General features: G+C 43.4%; 17 protein-coding genes. 7 read left to right on the top strand and 10 right to left on the bottom strand.

Annotation, left to right across the window (positions count from 1 at the left end; genetic code table 11):
* Window positions 1–101: 101 nt before the first annotated feature.
* The 3 genes from KIO97_RS20610 to KIO97_RS20620 all read left to right on the top strand — a co-directional run bounded on the left by KIO97_RS20610 (window position 102) and on the right by KIO97_RS20620 (window position 2,228).
* The gene (locus KIO97_RS20610; protein ID WP_012129402.1) at window positions 102–311 is read left to right on the top strand and encodes a YgdI/YgdR family lipoprotein; all 210 of its coding nucleotides are present in this window, start codon (window positions 102–104) and stop codon (window positions 309–311) included.
* 279 nt (window positions 312–590) lie between these two features.
* Window positions 591–1,148: a PhnA domain-containing protein gene (locus KIO97_RS20615; protein WP_010451854.1), complete on the top strand. Its 558-nt coding sequence runs from the start codon at window positions 591–593 to the stop codon at window positions 1,146–1,148.
* A 168-nt stretch (window positions 1,149–1,316) separates the two neighbouring features.
* On the top strand, window positions 1,317–2,228 hold the full coding sequence (locus tag KIO97_RS20620; protein ID WP_285383824.1) for a homocysteine S-methyltransferase family protein: 912 nt from the start codon (window positions 1,317–1,319) through the stop codon (window positions 2,226–2,228).
* 110 nt (window positions 2,229–2,338) lie between these two features.
* On the opposite strand, the gene KIO97_RS20625 is transcribed toward KIO97_RS20620, so the two are convergent.
* From KIO97_RS20625 to KIO97_RS20635, 3 genes are all read right to left on the bottom strand, one after another.
* Window positions 2,339–2,530 (bottom strand): hypothetical protein, encoded by a 192-nt coding sequence (locus tag KIO97_RS20625; RefSeq protein ID WP_005424996.1) that lies wholly within the window; start codon window positions 2,528–2,530, stop codon window positions 2,339–2,341.
* 278 nt (window positions 2,531–2,808) lie between these two features.
* On the bottom strand, window positions 2,809–3,828 hold the full coding sequence (locus KIO97_RS20630; protein ID WP_005424998.1) for a TerC family protein: 1,020 nt from the start codon (window positions 3,826–3,828) through the stop codon (window positions 2,809–2,811).
* A gap of 529 nt (window positions 3,829–4,357) precedes the next feature.
* A complete protein-coding gene (locus KIO97_RS20635) occupies window positions 4,358–6,100 on the bottom strand; it encodes a bifunctional UDP-sugar hydrolase/5'-nucleotidase (RefSeq protein WP_285383825.1) in 1,743 nt (580 codons plus the stop codon).
* Between the two features lie 273 nt (window positions 6,101–6,373).
* On the opposite strand from KIO97_RS20635, the gene KIO97_RS20640 reads away from it, so the two are divergent.
* On the top strand, window positions 6,374–8,008 hold the full coding sequence (locus KIO97_RS20640) for a DUF2813 domain-containing protein (protein ID WP_005425003.1): 1,635 nt from the start codon (window positions 6,374–6,376) through the stop codon (window positions 8,006–8,008).
* Window positions 8,009–8,148: 140 nt separating this feature from the next.
* Here KIO97_RS20640 and KIO97_RS20645 read toward each other — a convergent pair whose 3' ends face one another.
* Both KIO97_RS20645 and KIO97_RS20650 read right to left on the bottom strand, forming a co-directional pair.
* Window positions 8,149–8,628, bottom strand: coding sequence for a DUF1097 domain-containing protein (locus KIO97_RS20645; RefSeq protein ID WP_045395979.1), 480 nt, complete (start codon window positions 8,626–8,628; stop codon window positions 8,149–8,151).
* Between the two features lie 296 nt (window positions 8,629–8,924).
* Window positions 8,925–9,830: a LysR substrate-binding domain-containing protein gene (locus KIO97_RS20650; RefSeq protein ID WP_005425005.1), complete on the bottom strand. Its 906-nt coding sequence runs from the start codon at window positions 9,828–9,830 to the stop codon at window positions 8,925–8,927.
* Between the two features lie 286 nt (window positions 9,831–10,116).
* Here KIO97_RS20650 and focA point away from each other — a divergent pair, with 286 nt between their 5' ends.
* Window positions 10,117–11,568 (top strand): formate transporter FocA, encoded by a 1,452-nt coding sequence (focA, locus tag KIO97_RS20655; protein WP_045395829.1) that lies wholly within the window; start codon window positions 10,117–10,119, stop codon window positions 11,566–11,568.
* 139 nt (window positions 11,569–11,707) lie between these two features.
* On the opposite strand, the gene KIO97_RS20660 is transcribed toward focA, so the two are convergent.
* From KIO97_RS20660 to KIO97_RS20670, 3 genes are all read right to left on the bottom strand, one after another.
* Window positions 11,708–12,277 carry a YceI family protein gene (locus tag KIO97_RS20660; RefSeq protein WP_038889246.1) on the bottom strand — a complete coding sequence of 190 codons (570 nt, stop codon included), beginning with the start codon at window positions 12,275–12,277 and terminating at the stop codon, window positions 11,708–11,710.
* Window positions 12,274–12,813 (bottom strand): cytochrome b, encoded by a 540-nt coding sequence (locus KIO97_RS20665; RefSeq protein WP_038889248.1) that lies wholly within the window; start codon window positions 12,811–12,813, stop codon window positions 12,274–12,276. Before KIO97_RS20665 ends, KIO97_RS20660 begins: the two co-directional genes overlap by 4 nt.
* A gap of 174 nt (window positions 12,814–12,987) precedes the next feature.
* Window positions 12,988–13,230, bottom strand: coding sequence for a DUF2164 domain-containing protein (locus KIO97_RS20670; protein WP_005530834.1), 243 nt, complete (start codon window positions 13,228–13,230; stop codon window positions 12,988–12,990).
* A 130-nt stretch (window positions 13,231–13,360) separates the two neighbouring features.
* On the opposite strand from KIO97_RS20670, the gene KIO97_RS20675 reads away from it, so the two are divergent.
* Together KIO97_RS20675 and KIO97_RS20680 are read left to right on the top strand one after the other, a co-directional pair.
* Window positions 13,361–13,993, top strand: coding sequence for a hypothetical protein (locus tag KIO97_RS20675; RefSeq protein WP_050918831.1), 633 nt, complete (start codon window positions 13,361–13,363; stop codon window positions 13,991–13,993).
* A gap of 196 nt (window positions 13,994–14,189) precedes the next feature.
* Window positions 14,190–14,978 carry an EAL domain-containing protein gene (locus KIO97_RS20680; protein WP_285383826.1) on the top strand — a complete coding sequence of 263 codons (789 nt, stop codon included), beginning with the start codon at window positions 14,190–14,192 and terminating at the stop codon, window positions 14,976–14,978.
* Between the two features lie 29 nt (window positions 14,979–15,007).
* On the opposite strand, the gene KIO97_RS20685 is transcribed toward KIO97_RS20680, so the two are convergent.
* Complete coding sequence (locus tag KIO97_RS20685) at window positions 15,008–16,261, bottom strand: DEAD/DEAH box helicase (RefSeq protein WP_045376560.1); 1,254 nt, start codon at window positions 16,259–16,261, stop codon at window positions 15,008–15,010.
* 107 nt (window positions 16,262–16,368) lie between these two features.
* The gene (locus KIO97_RS20690; RefSeq protein WP_285383827.1) at window positions 16,369–16,965 is read right to left on the bottom strand and encodes an ACP phosphodiesterase; all 597 of its coding nucleotides are present in this window, start codon (window positions 16,963–16,965) and stop codon (window positions 16,369–16,371) included.
* Window positions 16,966–17,467 lie beyond the last annotated feature (502 nt).

Below are 17,467 nucleotides of genomic sequence, written 5' to 3' on the forward strand. Positions count from 1 at the left end.
TGGGCTTTTTCGTTTCTACGCTATCAAACCCTGAGTAACTTCCTCTGCTATAGTTAAATCGTTGTCTTTATCTAACTCACTTGTTTGAAAAGGAAAACTCTATGCGCGTATTGACCGTGATTGCCACTGCACTACTTCTTGTCGCTTGCGGCAGCAGCCAATATCTTATGTCTACGGACGAAGGGAAAATCATCACTTCTTACGGTAAACCAGACTTAAATGAAGATACTGGCATGTACGAATATGAAGACGTAGATGGCAAAGAAATGAGCATTTCTAAAGACAAAGTCGTACAGATTATTGAACGATAAAACACCATGCCCTCTGAAAATCAGGGGGCATTTCTCATTCACCTTGCAGAACTCTCGCCTCAATCAATAATAGTAATCAATGCAACTGATTCATCATTCGAAGTAATCAACACCTTTATTTATATTCTAGATATTATTTGTTTAGCCAATATTTTACATCTTCACTCCTTTCAGGTTGGAATATTGTAAAATCTCGCCTTTAATTCTCTAACACCCTTTTATTTCTCAGGATAAAGTGGATAATACCGCCACCAAAAAACATTACTAAGGTGAGTCCTTATGTCTATCGAAGCTACTCTGCTTGCTCGCTGCGAGTCAAAATGTGAACTGTGTTCTTCTGAATCTCAACTAACTGCTTACGCTGTGCCACCACACGGTAACGTAACGGTTGATACTGCTATCATGGTTTGTGATAAGTGTCATGGTGAGATCGAAGATCCTAAAGACATTAACCACTGGCGCTGCTTGAACGACAGCATGTGGAGTCAGGTTCCTGCGGTACAAGTAACTGCATGGCGCCAACTTACTCGCCTAAACACTGAAAGCTGGGCTCAAGACGCTCTTGACATGATGTACATGGAAGAAGAGCAAATGAACTGGGCTATGAAAGGTATGTCTGCTGACGACAAAACTGTTGACTGCAACGGCACTGAACTTAAGAAAGGTGACGACGTAACAGTAATCAAAGACCTACCAGTTAAAGGTACAAACCAAGTAATCAAACAAGGTACTGTTATTCGCGGTATCAGCCTTGGTGATGATCCTAAACTTGTTTCAGGTAAGGCAAACGGTGGTCAGTCAATGTACGTGATCGCTGAGTACTGCCGTAAGAAGTAATTTCAACATTACTTTCGAGATTAAACGGGGTTCCAATTGGAACCCCGTTTTCGTTTTTGCATCCTCTTGTCTTCCTCTCCCTTCCTTTGAGCCACCTGACGCAACGCTTTCGCTCTTAAGCATTTTCGATTAAGGTTCGGAAAGGAAGAAAATAAGATGGATTGTAGTATGAAGAAGTTAACCATCCTTGATGGCGGCATGGGACGAGAGCTTAAACGCATGGGCGCCCCATTCTCTCAACCGCTTTGGAGCGCACAGGCTCTGATTGAAGCACCAGAATTCGTTTACCAAGCACATAACAACTTTATCCAAGCGGGAGCAGAGATCATCATTGCGAACAGCTACGCCTGTGTACCTTTCCACCTTGGTCAAGAACTTTACGATCAACAAGGCAGTAAGCTAGCACGCTTTGCGGCCAAAATTGCGCGTGAATGCGCTGATAAGTCAGACACCCCTGTTCGAGTTGCGGGTTGTATTCCTCCCGCGTTCGGTAGCTACCGCCCTGACCTTTTTGAGCCAATTCAAGGCAAAGCCATTTTCCAAACTTTATTTGAAGCACAAAATGAATATGTTGACCTTTGGATCGCCGAAACCATCTGTAGCCTAAAAGAGCTCAAATGTTTGCAAAGCGTCTTTGCAAATTGCGCCAAACCTACCGCTTACGCTTTTTCCCTTAGCGACGATTCATTGGAAACCGCACTTTTACGTTCAGGGGAAACCGTTACACAAGCCATTGAGCAACTTACACAAAGCAAACAAACCGACCATACCATCAGCATTTACTTTAACTGCTCGGTACCTGAAGGGATGGCAAAAGCTGTCAGCGATACCAAAACAGTTTTAGACCAGCACAATCTTGATATTGAAATTGGGGTGTACGCGAACAACTTCACCGCTATCAAATCTAACCATGAAGCCAACAGCGCATTACAATCGATGCGAGAACTGACGCCAGAGGAATACCTAGCTTTCGCGCAAGAATGGTACCTGCGCGGAGCAAGCGTTGTGGGAGGATGTTGCGGAATTGGTCCAGAACACATCAAAGCCCTGTCAGATTGGAAGCGCTCCCTTGAAGAATAAAGGTAGCCGCTCCACTCTTTGATGAAAGCGTAGATTTAGTGAAAGTGTAAATTGCAGATACAAAAATGCCGGCGATTAAGCCGGCATTTCGAATTCGCTTTTCACTCAGATTAACGGTACATACCGATGTCTTTCTGAATGTGTGCAGATAAGTCTTCAGCGTAGTAGCTGCGAGGTGCAGAGTTATCTACGAAAAGAATATCCAGTAAGTGAGCAATCAATCCTTTGAAGTTAACCGAGTAGGTTTTCTTATCCATAGAGGTTGGTAAAGCTACATTTGTCATTTGCATTGCTTGTGCCATGATTGCCTCTCTATAAAGCAGTAATTTGTTTTGTTGGTTGTATATTAGTCATTTTTTCTTTGAGCAAAAAATGACAAAATTTGGTTTTTCAGATTAGTTTTTCTTATAAAACAAATCCATTACAAACACTAAGAATACAAAACCCAACAAACTGCATATCCATTCAATAAAGCCAATCTTTAGTTGAATAACTTGGATTTATGTGTGTAAACCCAAGTTAATTTGCAACATTTAATTAACTAAACAATCTTTTTAAGGATTTCAAATTTACAAAATACTTAAGAGTTTTGATTAGTAATATTAACGCTAGAACTATCGCTTTCTCTGTTCTTATAGATAGAAGCAATAACCGCGGTTGTCATCACTGTCACCAGGAAGGTCAAAGACCAAACGGTTGGAATTTCGTACTGGGTACCTACCAATAGCATCTTCACACCAATGAACATCATGATCACTGAAAGCGCTGGTTTTAGGTACACAAACTTATCCAACATTGCCTGCAATACAAAGTACAGAGAACGTAAGCCCAGTAGAGCAAACACGTTAGCCGCCAAAACTAGGAATGGTTCACGCGTTACCGCAAAGATTGCTGGGATCGAATCCAGTGCGAACATTACGTCCATTACAGCAATCACACCAACAACGATCAGCATTGGCGTAGCGACCCATTTACCTGCTTGTTTCAAGATCAGGTGGTTACCTTGATATTCGTCCGTCACTGGTAAGAACTTACGAATGAACTGCTCTGGATATGGGTTCACCTCTTCTTCTTCACCTTTATCGCGTGCCAGCTTAATACCCGTCCAAATGAGGAACGCAGCAAATAGGTAAAGTACCCAGTGGTATTGCGCTAGAAGTTGAGCACCGACTGCAATCATAATTGCACGTAGAACAAGCGCACCAATCACACCCCACAATAGAGCACGTGGGCGCAAATGCTCTGGCACCTTGTATTGAGCAAAGATAATCGCAAACACAAATAGGTTGTCGACACTTAAAGACTTCTCAAGCAAGTAACCAGTTAAGAATGATATGGTTGCTTTTTCATGGGTATAAACGCTATGAGGCGCGTAATAATCCCAAAAGAAATAGATTGAGCCTGCAAAGACAAACGCTAATAAGAACCAGAATACGCTCCAACCAATCGCCTTTTTCATGGTAATGACGCCGCCACGAGTCTGATAAATATCGAGAGCGACTAAAACCAAAGTAAATAGGCCGAATACACCGTACATTGTCAGTGATTCTTGCAGTGGAACAGACTGGGTTAATTGGGTGGTATTTTCGATAAGAGACATGCTTCCTCCCATGCGGAAGGACATTATTCGGGCTGACCTTCCGCAAACAATACAAACCAGCAGTCACATTACCTATGTGTCCGCCAGCCAATGAATGCGTTGGTCTCGTTGAAGTGATCACTTGATGAATCAGGTGACACCTTTATTTACCGGATAAGCTGATGCTTAACGAGATGACGATAAATAAACTTGCGCTAACTACTCCCCAAACGCCGCCATCATACGCCTGCACTGCGGGATCTCCAACAAAAAATCGTTATCGATAACAACAAAGTATTTTGTGAAGAATGTTTATCAACGTCATGAATTTGAAGCCGTTCAGATACAAAAAAGGAGCACTTATGCGCCCCTCATTTGTTGAATAGTCGGTCTTTAAAAACCAGTTAACGGTACAAAATAAACCAGTGTTGACCAAACTGCTACCCATGCTACGACAACCGCAGCATCAGCCCAATCTTTCTTCCACATACTCTCTTCCCTCTTAATCGCATGTGCATTAGAAAGAAAGCAAAAAAGATACCAATAGTCGTTACTGGTTTCTCTGAGAGTAAAGTTTGTGACCTCGGTTCAGACAGTTTGGTTCATCCGTTAGTAACTCGATAAAGCAATCTGCCATGGAAAGGTTGCTGACAAAGCCTTCACCCTTCATGTTGAGCAGTGCTTCATAGCCTTCTTTACCTTTCATTGTGTATGCAGAAGAAGCGCCACAATACCAAGATTCGTCTTCCATTTCGCACCAACGATTGCCATCGAATACCTCAAGGTTTTTAATGCGTTGTCCCTTCGGTGCATCAGCTTGATATTCAAAATTCAAATTATGTGTGTATGGGTAGCTGCCAGAACCTGTACCTTCAACCCCATTGTTGAGTGCATTGTTGATCGCACCTTCCAATGCCAAGCGAACGGCTTTTCCTTGCACCTCATAGCAACCAATCGGAACGGCAAATGGCAACAATCGTCCGGCAACATCTGCCACAGTAATATTCCCTGGGTTGAGAGATGTACGCACGCCTCCCGCATTATGAATGGCAAATTGAACCTTATGGCCACGCTTGTTGAGCGCATATAAGAAAGAATGCGCAACGGAAGGGGCAAGTTCACTGCCACCGAATTCATCCGGAATGCGAATATGGCGCTTCTTCTCTGCGACATTGGCAATCACTTGAGACTGAAGCTTACGCACTCGGGGGATATATTTGTCTCTTAAAATGGCTTGTGTCTCTGGGTGCTTTTTACAAACAACCACATTGGGTTGACCGTGGATAAAGTCACACGCTTCTTCAAAAACGCCTTGGTCTAGTTGTTCATTAAGCGTTGAATCCCAGAAAATTCGACGTCCCAACAGCAATTCATTTTGACCACTTAACATGGTTGCTTTGCCGTGTTCATCAAACTCAAGTACACAGTGCCCCATGGTTAATGCATGATAGCCAGCCTGAACCACATAAGTATCGTTGACTTTGATGCCATAAGGATCATCTTCGCCTAAGCCAATAGACGTAAAGTTACCTTGTAACCTATGACTATGGCCACCAACAATGATACCAATGCCATCCACTTGTGCTGCGAGCTCTAAATCCCCTTCATAGCCTAAATGACTTAAAAGAATGATATTTTTGATACCGGCTTGGTGGATTTCTTCAACGGTATGCTTTGCGGTTTCGATTGCGTTGATAAATGGTGTATCAACATCAGGGTTAGCAATATCGCTCATCTTGTCGATAGACAGACCAAAGATAGCAACTTTCTCTCCGTGAAACTCTTTCACTAGGTATTGCGCGCTTTGGGTGTCAGTATCGAAACTTAGCACGTTATCGCAATCGCCCATGCGATGTTCTTTATTAGGCAATTCGTTCGACAGAACCCAGTTGCCCGCGAGCAATGGGAAGTGCGTACGCTGACAAAACAGAGCAACCGGCTCATTACCCATGTCGAGTTCGTGATTGCCTAATGCCATCGCATCAATGTTAAGCGCGTTTAATAGGTCGGCGTTTGCTTTGCCTTTGAATAACGAAAAATACAGAGTGCCTTGGAAACAGTCACCTGCATGAAGAAATAACATGCCCTGACCTTGACGTTGCGCGTCGTCGCGTAACTGTTCTACGCGAGTCGCAATACGTGAAAAGCCACCAGCACTCACGTAAGGTTCTAGTGTTCTTTCGTTATCGATATTGAGTTTTAGCTGTAATGACGTTGGCTCAAAGTAGGAATGAGTGTCATTGATGTGTGCCAATTTGATTCTGACTGGCTTATGATTTTTATTCATCGTCATCTTCTCTCTTTTCATTCCTTTTAATTATTAGAACTGAATCATGACAGAATCATGAATTTTATGAAACAGAGAAATTGTCATTTCATTTTAACGTGATCAAGATTCATCTTGCGTACAAGTTTGAAAGTGACTTTACGCCTAATCGGTCTTTATTCATAGGATGAATGCTCTTAATTTTGTGAACTGAGCTTAACTTGACATGATCAATTTCATATATGCTTATGAGGAGCAAAAGAACTCTCGATAATTCAAATAATTGCAAGGAGGAGTGAGATGAGACTAGAACGCATCGAAATCTCTGGGTTTAGAGGCATCAAACGCCTTTCACTCTCTTTTGACGAACTGACAACTTTGATCGGTGAGAATACATGGGGTAAGTCTTCCCTACTTGACGCTTTGTCTCTCGCCCTGCCCGCTGACGGTTCTCTTTATCAGTTCCAAATGACGGACTTTCACGTCGACTACGCAATATCACACCCACAAACCCAGCACCTTCAAATCGTACTTTGCTTCAAAGCGCAGGATAAGCAAGAAGTAAATGCTGGGCGCTACAGACGAATTAAACCAACATGGTGTGTTAACGAAAATAATGAGCATGTGATTTATTACCGTTTAAGCGCAAGCAGAGACGGGCATAACATCACCACCAAATACGCATTCTTGGACTCCGATGGTGAAGCCAAGCAGCTGCACCATTCTGAAAAACTCGCAATAGAGTTGATGACACTGCATCCCGTGATCCGATTGCGTGACTCTCGCCGTTTCCCTGAGCCAAATCACATCAATGGTGACAACAAGAACGCTCGCATCGAGAAGCGCATCAATAACACCTGCCGCCGCCTATTTGCCATGCCTGGTCATGTTAACAAAGGTGAAGTGCGCAGCAGCCTTGATTCAATGCACACTCTGGTCGAGCACTACTTTGCATTCCGAAGTGTGAAAAAAGGTCACCCGAGAAAACCGCGAGATGGCTTGTTCTACGCCAGTCCGTCAGCAGAAAAAGGATTGTCGCAGTTTTTAAGGGAAACAAACAACAAACAAACCCGACTGCTACTTATGGGGTTGTTGAACGCGTACCTACAAGCAAAAGGTCCCACCGATTTAAGACGTTGCGCTCGCCCCATCTTGATCATTGAAGATCCAGAGGGTCGTTTGCACCCGACTCACTTATCTCGCGCTTGGAGTTTGTTGCAGTTATTACCAATGCAGAAGATCCTCACCACAAACAGTGCGCGTTTACTTGGCTCTGTACCTTTGGCATCAATTCGTCGTTTGGTTCGCTTGTCGGATCGAACCATCGCAAAATCGCTCAATACTAATCGCTTTAGTGTCGACCAATTACGACGTATTGGTTTCCATATTCGTTTTCATCGCGCCGGCGCCCTATTTGCCCGTTGCTGGTTATTGGTCGAAGGAGAAACGGAAGTCTGGCTATTTAACGAGTTGGCACGCCAGTGCGGTTATGATCTCGCAGCGGAAGGGGTTCAAATCGTTGAATTTGCCCAATCGGGTCTGAAGTCATTAGTTAAAGTGGCGCAAGAGTTTGGTATCGACTGGCATGTGGTGACTGACGGCGACCCGGCTGGTAAAAAATACGCGCACACAGTGAGAGCCCATTTAAATAACGACCAAGAGCGTCATCGCCTTACCGAGCTACCCGATAGAGATATCGAGCACTTCCTCTATAACAATGGCTTTGAAATTTTCTTTAAGGACATCATCAAAGTTCCTCATGATCATCCAATCCCAGCTAAGAAAGTCGTAAACCGCGTTTTGAAGAAACAAGCAAAACCGGATCTCGCACTCGCAATTGTTGCCCATTGCGAAGAACGTGGCGTAGATTGCATCCCCGTGCTTTTGCGCTGGACGCTAAAACGCGTGGTAACTATGGCAAATGGGAATACGTAAAGAGCGATACCCCAAAATAGACAGACAAAAAAAAGCACACCAATTAGGTGTGCTTGTATCAAGAATCAGTAATTTTGATTAACAGTATTGACCGGGATAAGTCTCAATACACAGCGGATACAAATAAGATCGGGGGTTCACTACTGTACTTGCTCTGCGAGCGAAGAAGTAGTGGCTGATTTCGCATGCAACCAAAGACCTGTTGCTTTCATTAGGTAACCAAACACGCCACCTAAAATCAGCGATGGCACCACAAGTTGCCAATTGCCGTCTGCAGCAAAAGTCGCGCATGAGCCAATGAAAGTACCAGGGATGTACGCTAACCAAGCTTGTTTCGCTTGAATACACATGAAGAACGCTACGATAGCTGTAATTACGTATCCGATGATCTCCATACCTACGTAAGTCGAGCCATAGATGATAACCATCGCCCAGAAAACACCTGTCATATTGGTAATCAAGCTTTCTGCTAGCCCTTTCAAGCCACTTGTCGGGGACGCAAAGTAACTCGTACAGCCAAGAAAGCCAGCCCAAGATAACAGGCCAAGGGAGATAGCGATCCAACCCCATACGCCAGAGAGAATGCCAGTTGTAATTGAAATAGCTAAAAGTGTGGTCATGGTATTCTTACCCGCTTCGTTAGTTTCGCACCATTTGGTTTGAAAACTGCCTTCATACATTGAAATCAGGCAGTCAATACTAGGCATATCCCCCACTAACTTCGGTGATCAAGATCTCATTAACCCCTTATTACGTTGCATGTTTTACACATAAAATTTGACGCAACCGATAAATCAACATATTTCGAAAATAACAAAATCACAATCAATTGGGCAAAATGAGCAATAAATGACAAAAAGGCCCTGCGAGATGCAGAGCCTTTTCTAAAATAACAGCAAGTTATTACGAATATCGCTTAAAGCACAGAAGGTTTGCCTTTCATCATGCGTAACCCTTCACGCTTGATACAGTCCACTAACGGGTTTTCCGCCATATCTGCTCGCCAGATAAACGATAAGGTTCGATCCATCTTGAGATCAGGTACATTTAACGCCACCAAATCCCCTGCTTCAATGTAACGTTCTACATCAAGATAAGGCAGACACGTCAAATACTGCCCGTTTGATACCAAACTTCTTAATACTGGAACGTGTTCGTATTCCCGCCACACGTCTAAATCTTCAATAAGATGGTGAATAGAGCTATCAAAAATCTTGCGGGTACCTGAACCATGTTCTCGCAATACCCATTTTGCTTGTTCAAGTTGAGCTAAGCTCACCGATGAGTTACGCGCAAATGGATGATGCGACGCTGCGACTACAGTAAGGTGGTCTCGGCACCAAATTTCTTGGTGTAAACGGTTATCGTCGCAGCGACCTTCAATGACGCCCAGATCATAGCGGTAATCCAAAACGCCATCGATGACGGCCTGAGTACTCTGTACGCCGAGAGAGATACGCATCTCTGGAAAATCATTATCAATGATACTGATAAGGTCAGGTACTAGGTGCTCTGCTGGAGTTTGACTTGCGCCTAATCGAATGTGTCCACTCAACAAATGTTGCTCGTAAAAACCCATTTCAATTTGTAACGCGTCTTGCAGTAAACGCTTTGCTTTTGGTCTTAACCACATCCCCCAATGCGTTAAAGCCATTTGCTTGCCTTGCCTTTCAAATAAAGGTCTGCCAAGCATTTTTTCTAACTGAGCAAGCGACATGCTCGTCGCCGATTGTGTCAGAGCCAGTTTATCCGCGGCCTGGCTTACACTGCCGGTGTCTGCAACTGCGTCAAATACCGCTAATTGCTTAAGTGAGTAGCGCAAAGTTTCCTCCCTAATTGGCGAGTATTCCCCATACTCTCGCAACCCCAAAATACATGCGCTGATACGCAATGAGGTTCATTTTACCTGCCTTTAAAAACTTATCAAATTATTTGATGAGGATTCTAAATATTATCAATTTTACCTGTAGCTCTGACCTGCTTAATCTGGATATGCGGTTCGGGAACACCGCAACAAAAAACAATAACACCTTCACTTTCGAGTACAGACAACGTCTCGATTTCACTAACCAAGGAGTTCATATGGAACCACAGACTAAGGAGTCATTATGGCGGTGACCAGCTCTCAAAATAACCAGTATTTCTCTCCAAAAGAAATGATGGCTGAAGCTGAGAAGTTTGCACTTAGTAAAGCAAACAAAACCAGCGGCATGACACTGGGTTTGGCAATTATGGCAGGCGCATTCATCGGTTTAGCATTCTTGTTTTACATCACAGTGACAACAGGTAGTGCGGATGCAGGTTGGGGTCTTAGCCGTCTTGCGGGTGGTTTAGCATTCAGTATGGGTTTGATACTCATCGTTATTTGCGGTGGTGAGTTGTTTACCAGCTCAGTGCTTTCGAGCATCTCATGGGCAAACAAACAAATCTCATTCGGTAAAATGCTGTCGATTTGGGGCAAGGTTTATGTGGGTAACTTCATCGGTGCAATGTTCCTACTTGCATTGGTAAGCGCTGCAGGCTTGTACCAAATGGATGCGGGTCAATGGGGCTTAAACGCACTAAACATCGCACAACACAAGCTACACCACACATTGGTACAAGCTTTTGCGTTGGGCATTTTATGTAACTTATTGGTTTGTCTTGCTATTTGGCTGACATTCAGCTCTGCAAACGCAATGACAAAAGCAGCAATGACCATCATGCCAGTAGCAATGTTCGTCAGCAGTGGCTTTGAGCACTGTGTAGCAAACATGTTTATGGTGCCGCTAGGTATCGTTATCGCAAACTTCGCACCGGAATCTTTCTGGACAGCAGTTGGCGTACCGGCTTCTCAATATGCAGATTTAAATGTCGGTCACTTTATTACTGCAAACCTAATTCCAGTAACCCTAGGCAACATCGTTGGTGGCGCCGTATTAGTTGGCTTAGCTAACTGGTGTATCTACCGTCGACCAGAACTTAAAGCAGCAAAAGTTGCATCAATTACAAACACTACAACACTCACGTCAGTTAAGGAACGCACTATGAAAAACGCATCGATTGTAAAAGAGATCATGAACCCGAGCCCAGTTACTCTGAGCGTAGAAATGCCAGTATCAACTGCACTAGATACCCTATTGGACAACAATCTAATCAGTGCACCTGTTGTTGACATTGAAAACCGTTTGGTTGGTTTCTTCTCAGCACACGACGTTATGGTTGAATTATGGTGCCAAGATTACATTCCAGCCCAAGAACAAAAAGTTGTCGATTTGATGAGCCGTGACGTAGTAGCCATTGATGCAAATGACCGATTGGTGGATGTGGTTGAATTCCTATGCATCGATAAAGACCAACTTTACCCAACGACAAGCATGGGCATGGCAACACGCTTTACTTCTCTTTCTTTAGAAGAGCGCGCTAAGAGCATCAAAGTAAGTAAGCCTCAAGTGCTTCCTGTACTAGAAAATGGTTTGATGGTTGGCGTGGTGACACGTAACGAAGTACTTAAAGCACTACGTCCAGTTTATGGCGAGCGTCTAAACCTAGTTGAAGATAACGTTCTAGAAACGGCATAAAACTATTACAACTAACAACTAGCAACTAGCAACTAGCAACTAGCAAGACAAGTTGGCACCAATAAAAAAGCGCTCTTATTTAAGAGCGCTTTCTGCATTTATGTCGTTAAGAACGAGGTATATGGTGAAGAACGAGAAGTTACTTCTTAACACCTTCGATGTGCAGTTCCATATCAACGTAGCTTGAAGAACCCATTACTGGAATTTCAAAATCAGCAAGCTCAAGACGAGTTTGACCGATGAAACCAGCACGCTCACCACCCCATGGGTCGTTACCTGCACCAACAAATTCCGCTTCGATTGTGATTGGTTTCGTTACACCGTGAAGAGTCAGATCACCCGTTACGTCAAGCTTACCGTTGCCTTTGTCTACAACTTTTGTACTCTTGAACGTCGCTTCGCTGTATTTGCCTGCGTCGATGAAGTCGCCGCTACGGATGTGCTTGTCGCGCTCAGCATGGTTTGAGTCAAGGCTTGTCGTATCAACCACTACGTTTACTTTAGAGTCAGCGATGTTTTTTTCATCAAAAGAAAAGTCACCAGAAAATGTATTAAAACGACCTTTGATGAAGCTGTAACCTAGGTGGCTAACTTTGAAGTTGATTGATGCGTGAGCACCTTTTGTATCGATAACATAATCTGCAGCGTTAGCACCAAACGGTAGTGCCATAGCGATTGCTAATCCTGTAGCGAAAAGTGACTTTTTCATTTTGAAGCTCCTAACATTTTTCTTAATGTGTTGTCTTTATCGATAAAGTGATGTTTTAGTGCAGCAACAGCGTGTAAACCTGCCATTAGGATTACAGCCCAAGCTGCGTAGAAGTGAATTTCACCTGCAATATCCGACTGGCTCGGGAATAACTCCCCTGCGCCTGGCACCGTGAACCAATTAAATACTTCGATTCCACGACCATCAGATGTTGAGATGAGGTAACCTGAAATAAAGATAGTGATGAGTAATAGATACATCACACCATGCGCGGCTTTCGCGGCAACGACTTCATAAGGTTTCCCTTCCACTTTTGGTGACGCCGTCACATGTTTCCATACGATGCGTGCCAAAGTGAGGATTGCTAATAAAATGCCCACAGAGCGGTGATAATGTGGTGCAGTGCGATACCATTCACTGTAATAGCTAAGATCGACCATCCACAAACCCACAGCAAATAAGCCGATAATGCAAAGCGCCGATAGCCAATGCATAAATCGCGCAGGTAGGTTGTAGTTCTTTACCAGTGTTTCCATCTCACGTTCCTAGATATATTCCTAAGTTGATGTTGAGCAAGAAACACAACATTAACTTATTTACCTTGTATGAAACAGATTATTTACCATCCTTTACATCCAACCAATAATACCTTTTCAAACAACTTGTTCGAAAAATTAGAAGGAACTTTAAATTACTTTAAAAACGGACAGTTAGAGTTGAACTTCTTGCTCGATCTCATACAGTTCATCATTCATCTCAAGCATACGTCGTTCAATAACGGCTTTTGCGTCCTCAATGCCTTTGTTGTAATAAAAAGGCGCCAGTTTCTCCGTGATGAAATCAATCAAAAACTCACTATCAAATTGACCGATTTCCACTTCTAACTCGTCTTGCATATATTCTTGGATGGCGGCTGCCAACGCTTCTTTTTGTGCTCTTTCTAGTTTGATCATATTTTACCTGCGGAACTCTATTATCAATTTTGATGTTTAGATCAAGAAGTTGCCTATCGAAATTAGTCTATCCTAAAAGGACTATGCTAACCTTTCGCCGTTCAATTTGTTAACCGTTAAGGGATATTCTTTGCTACTCGACTTAGTCATCCAAAGTGTCAATGATTTTCAGGACGATTGCCTCAAACTTTGTGAGAAGCATTATCCTGCGGTGCATAACCAAGGAATGAGCGAACACCATCTAGGAATGGCCTTCGCAAGACGAATGGAACATACGTTTCGTCACTTTGGCCACAGCAGTGTCATCAAACCCATTGAAGTACTTGATTCTCCCGACTTGCCTCACCATTATCGAATCACCTCTGAGATAGGCACAGTTTGGGTATTAAGTCATCATATGGTGAGTGCTGGTAATTCTTGTCGAGAGAACTTGCTCTCTTCCATCATGGAATGGCAAAGCGAATATGGCTATGCCCTACAGCCCAACGACTTGTTGTTTTTAGTCAGTGACCACTGGATCAGTCGCAGCAAAACTAGCCGCGAACTTTTGCACTGGTGGATGGGTGAACTTCCTGAGCCAATCACTGAATACACAGAACAAGGCATTACGCTTTACACAAGCGAGTCACAGCTGACCCGCTCACTTGATACGCGCTTTGGTATTAGTCCTTGCTACATTAAATTTGGCCATCCTTTGCGCCGATCGAACAAGCAACAACTGGTTCGAAAATACCTTCAACTTTATGCGGTCTTACAGTGGTAGCATCAAATTGCAACGGGTAGATTATCAGCCCGTTCATCGATTTGTTTGATGCTGGTCGATATTTCTGTTCAATCAACGCTAACTCTCTTGCCTTAACCCCACTGCCACAATTAGATTCAAACTACTGTAGTAAAACTAGATGCACAACAATCAGTTAAGCATCAGTGGAAGTATCTTGGTCTAGGTTACAACAATAATGATGAGCATCACGCAGCTGCTTGGCTGCATTTCAAAACAATTAGATGGGCAGTATATTGCACACTACAAGCAACTGACGCTGAGGAGTGTGTTTCAACCTATTTATCAGAGAGATCTTTCTATCATCGGCCTTGAAGCTCTGGTTCGTATTAGTAACCAAGACGGACAAATGATAAGACCAGACCAATTTTTCCAATCCAATACCATCCCAGTAAAAGACCAAATTAATGTCGAGCGATTAAGCCGTCTGATCCACATCAGTAATTTTGGCCAATCCAAGTTTAGCAACAAAAAGCTTTTTCTTAATGTCTTACCTAAAGCAGCAGAAATGCTAGCGAAAGACATGTCGTACAGCAACCTATTGAAGCAAGCCATCATCGAAGCAGATCTTCGCCGTGAACAAATCGTGATGGAATTAGTGGAGTTGGATGCGAGTGACGAGAACTTTCTCTATAAAGCAACGAAAGAACTCAGTGATAACGGCTATATGCTTGCCATCGATGACTACGGAGTTGACGCCTCAACGGTTGAACGCGTGAAATGCGTAAGACCAAACATCATCAAAATAGACCGATCATTACTGTTGCGATATGAGAGTGGCGACTTTGCGTGTTTGATGAAAGCATTGTCTTTGGCAAAAGATATTCGCTCAAAAACCGTTATAGAAGGAATTGAAACCGAACATCAACTTAATTTAATGAAAAAGCTCGGTTTCGATATGTATCAAGGCTATTTACTGGCGATGCCTCAAACACTTGAAGCCTACCAAGAAGTTAAGACGGCGTAATCAAAGTCATTGATAACCGCCATCACCTTTTATTTTCGGTTTTTACCGCGGTTTTTATGAATAGCGAGTTTCGCTTTCATCTTACGTTTTTCCGAAGAGCGACTCTTACGGCGACCACCACCATTACGCTCTGGCTCAACCTCTTCGATTAAACTCGGTTCGAAACCTTCTAACCATTCTTGCGGTAAACGTTGGTCAAGTAGGTTTTCAATCGCCGTCAATAAGTACTCTTCGTCGCGGCTCATTAAAGAAACCGCCAAGCCTGATTTACCAGCGCGACCTGTACGCCCGATACGATGAACATAATCTTCGGCTTTAAACGGCATATCGAAGTTCACCACTTGCTCTAGCTCTTGAATGTCCAGACCACGAGCAGCCACATCGGTTGCGATTAACGCACGTACTTTACCTGCTTTAAATTCATCAAGAGCACGTTGACGAGCACCTTGAGATTTGTCGCCGTTGATAGAGACCGCTTTGATCCCATCCAGTTTAAGCTCTTTTGCTAGCTCATCACTCCCTTGCTTGGTTTTTGTAAAGACAAGCACTTGTTGCCAGTTACGAGAACCAATTAAGTAAGCCAATAGCTCACGTTTACGCTTTTTATCAACTGGATAAACCATCTGCTTAACAGTTTCTGCCGTAGTGTTGGCTGGCGACACTTCCACTTCGACTGGGGAGTCCATCAGCTTATAAGCAATGGTTTTAATGCGCTTCTCAAACGTTGCTGAGAACAGCATGGTTTGTTTGTCTTGAGGTAAACGACGAAGAATGCGTTGCAGATCTGGCCAGAAACCCATGTCTAACATGCGGTCTGCTTCATCAAGTACAAGAATGCCCGTTTTAGCGATGATTACATTGCCGTTAAACAAGTGATCCAGTAAGCGACCTGGCGTCGCGATAAGAATATCTGCGCCCTCTTCCAACTTTTTCTTTTGAACGCCGATGCTCGTACCACCATAAACACAAACAATCTTAAGGTCCGTATTTGCTGCGTACTGAGTCAGGTTATCCATAACTTGTTGAGCAAGCTCTCGCGTAGGTACAAGAATGAGTGCTTGTGGTGCGCCGTTACGTTTCTTCTGCTGAACCGATTGGATGATAGGTAAGCCAAATGCGGCAGTTTTGCCAGTACCTGTTTGCGCAGCAGCCAGGAGATCTTTGCCTTCCAATACGTGTGGAATCGACTTTTCTTGAACAGGTGTCGGAGTAACAATATTCATACCGCTTAGGGTATCAACCAACTGTTGTTCAATGCCAAGATCAGCGAAATTAACGGACATGATAAACCTCATAATTTTTGGAGCGCAGAGTTTACCAGAGCGCCTTTGGTCATACTACCTTTAGCAGACAAGGCGCTATGAAATTATTGAGTTATGAATGAACTCACTTACGAATTCACTAACTGTTGATGGAATTGGCTGGACTGCTCCAGAACATCTTGATAAAGAGTCGAAAACTTCCCTTCCAATTGTTCATATTCGCGATCGAGAACTTCAAATGTCGTAGTGAGGTCGGCCATACGAGGGCTTCTTTGTGACATTCGATGAAGCGCAAACTCAATGTTCTCTAAATCTCGATAAGACTGCAGCCACCCTCCACTCCACATTCGACTGTGAAGCAATAAAAATCTTGGTGGTAACTCATCAGAGACTTGGTTATTCACTTGCTGATACGCGTATCGGACAAACGAATCTAAAGACTGGTGACTAAATGCATGCCAGTGCTTCGCTAAGCAATGGTCCCAAAACATATCCAGTGCAATTGGCGCAAAGCGACGTGACACGCCCGTAAAATGCGGCTTGCACTCTTCAACAATGGAATGGTGATCGGTGATGCGATCGACAAAACGGTGGAGTTTTATGCCATTGGAAATATCAGAGTGATACTGCTTGCTTGGATCTCCCTTTACGAAATCTCCAAGCAAGTTTCCCATTAAATGGCTATTACAGTGATCTGCAATATGCAGGTGGGCTAGAAAGTTCATTAGACGCTGTGAGTGGCCTTTTGGCTCGTCTTACATGAACTTAAGTATAACGTCTGTTGTGACGCGGTGAGAGTACTAATTGTACTTATTCGGCTTCGTCTTCTGAGCCAATGTAGTCCGACAAGATAATACCGATTTCAAGTGCATCAAGCATCTCTAGGCATTCGTCGTTGTGGTATTGGTCGCTCATTGTGACCTCCTTTGTGTTACATCTCCTGAAGCAATCTTGCTTCAATCTTTACTGCCATTTCTTTTCTTCATCGATGACAGCAACTCCTTTTTATAGCCTTTATATGACACATTCATGACAGCGAGAAGTAAAGATTTAGAAAGCTATGACAGAAATCATAAGTAAACGTTTGCGCAACATCTCTCCTAACCCACTGACTTTTCGTCAAATTTGCCGCTAATTCATATGCAATTCATTGTTAAAATTAATCAATGTAATTGTCATTAATAGATATAACATACCGTTAGATGTGATCACAGTTCTCATAATTTG

The organism is Vibrio sp. B181a (assembly GCF_030248375.1).
Lineage (GTDB): Bacteria > Pseudomonadota > Gammaproteobacteria > Enterobacterales > Vibrionaceae > Vibrio > Vibrio campbellii.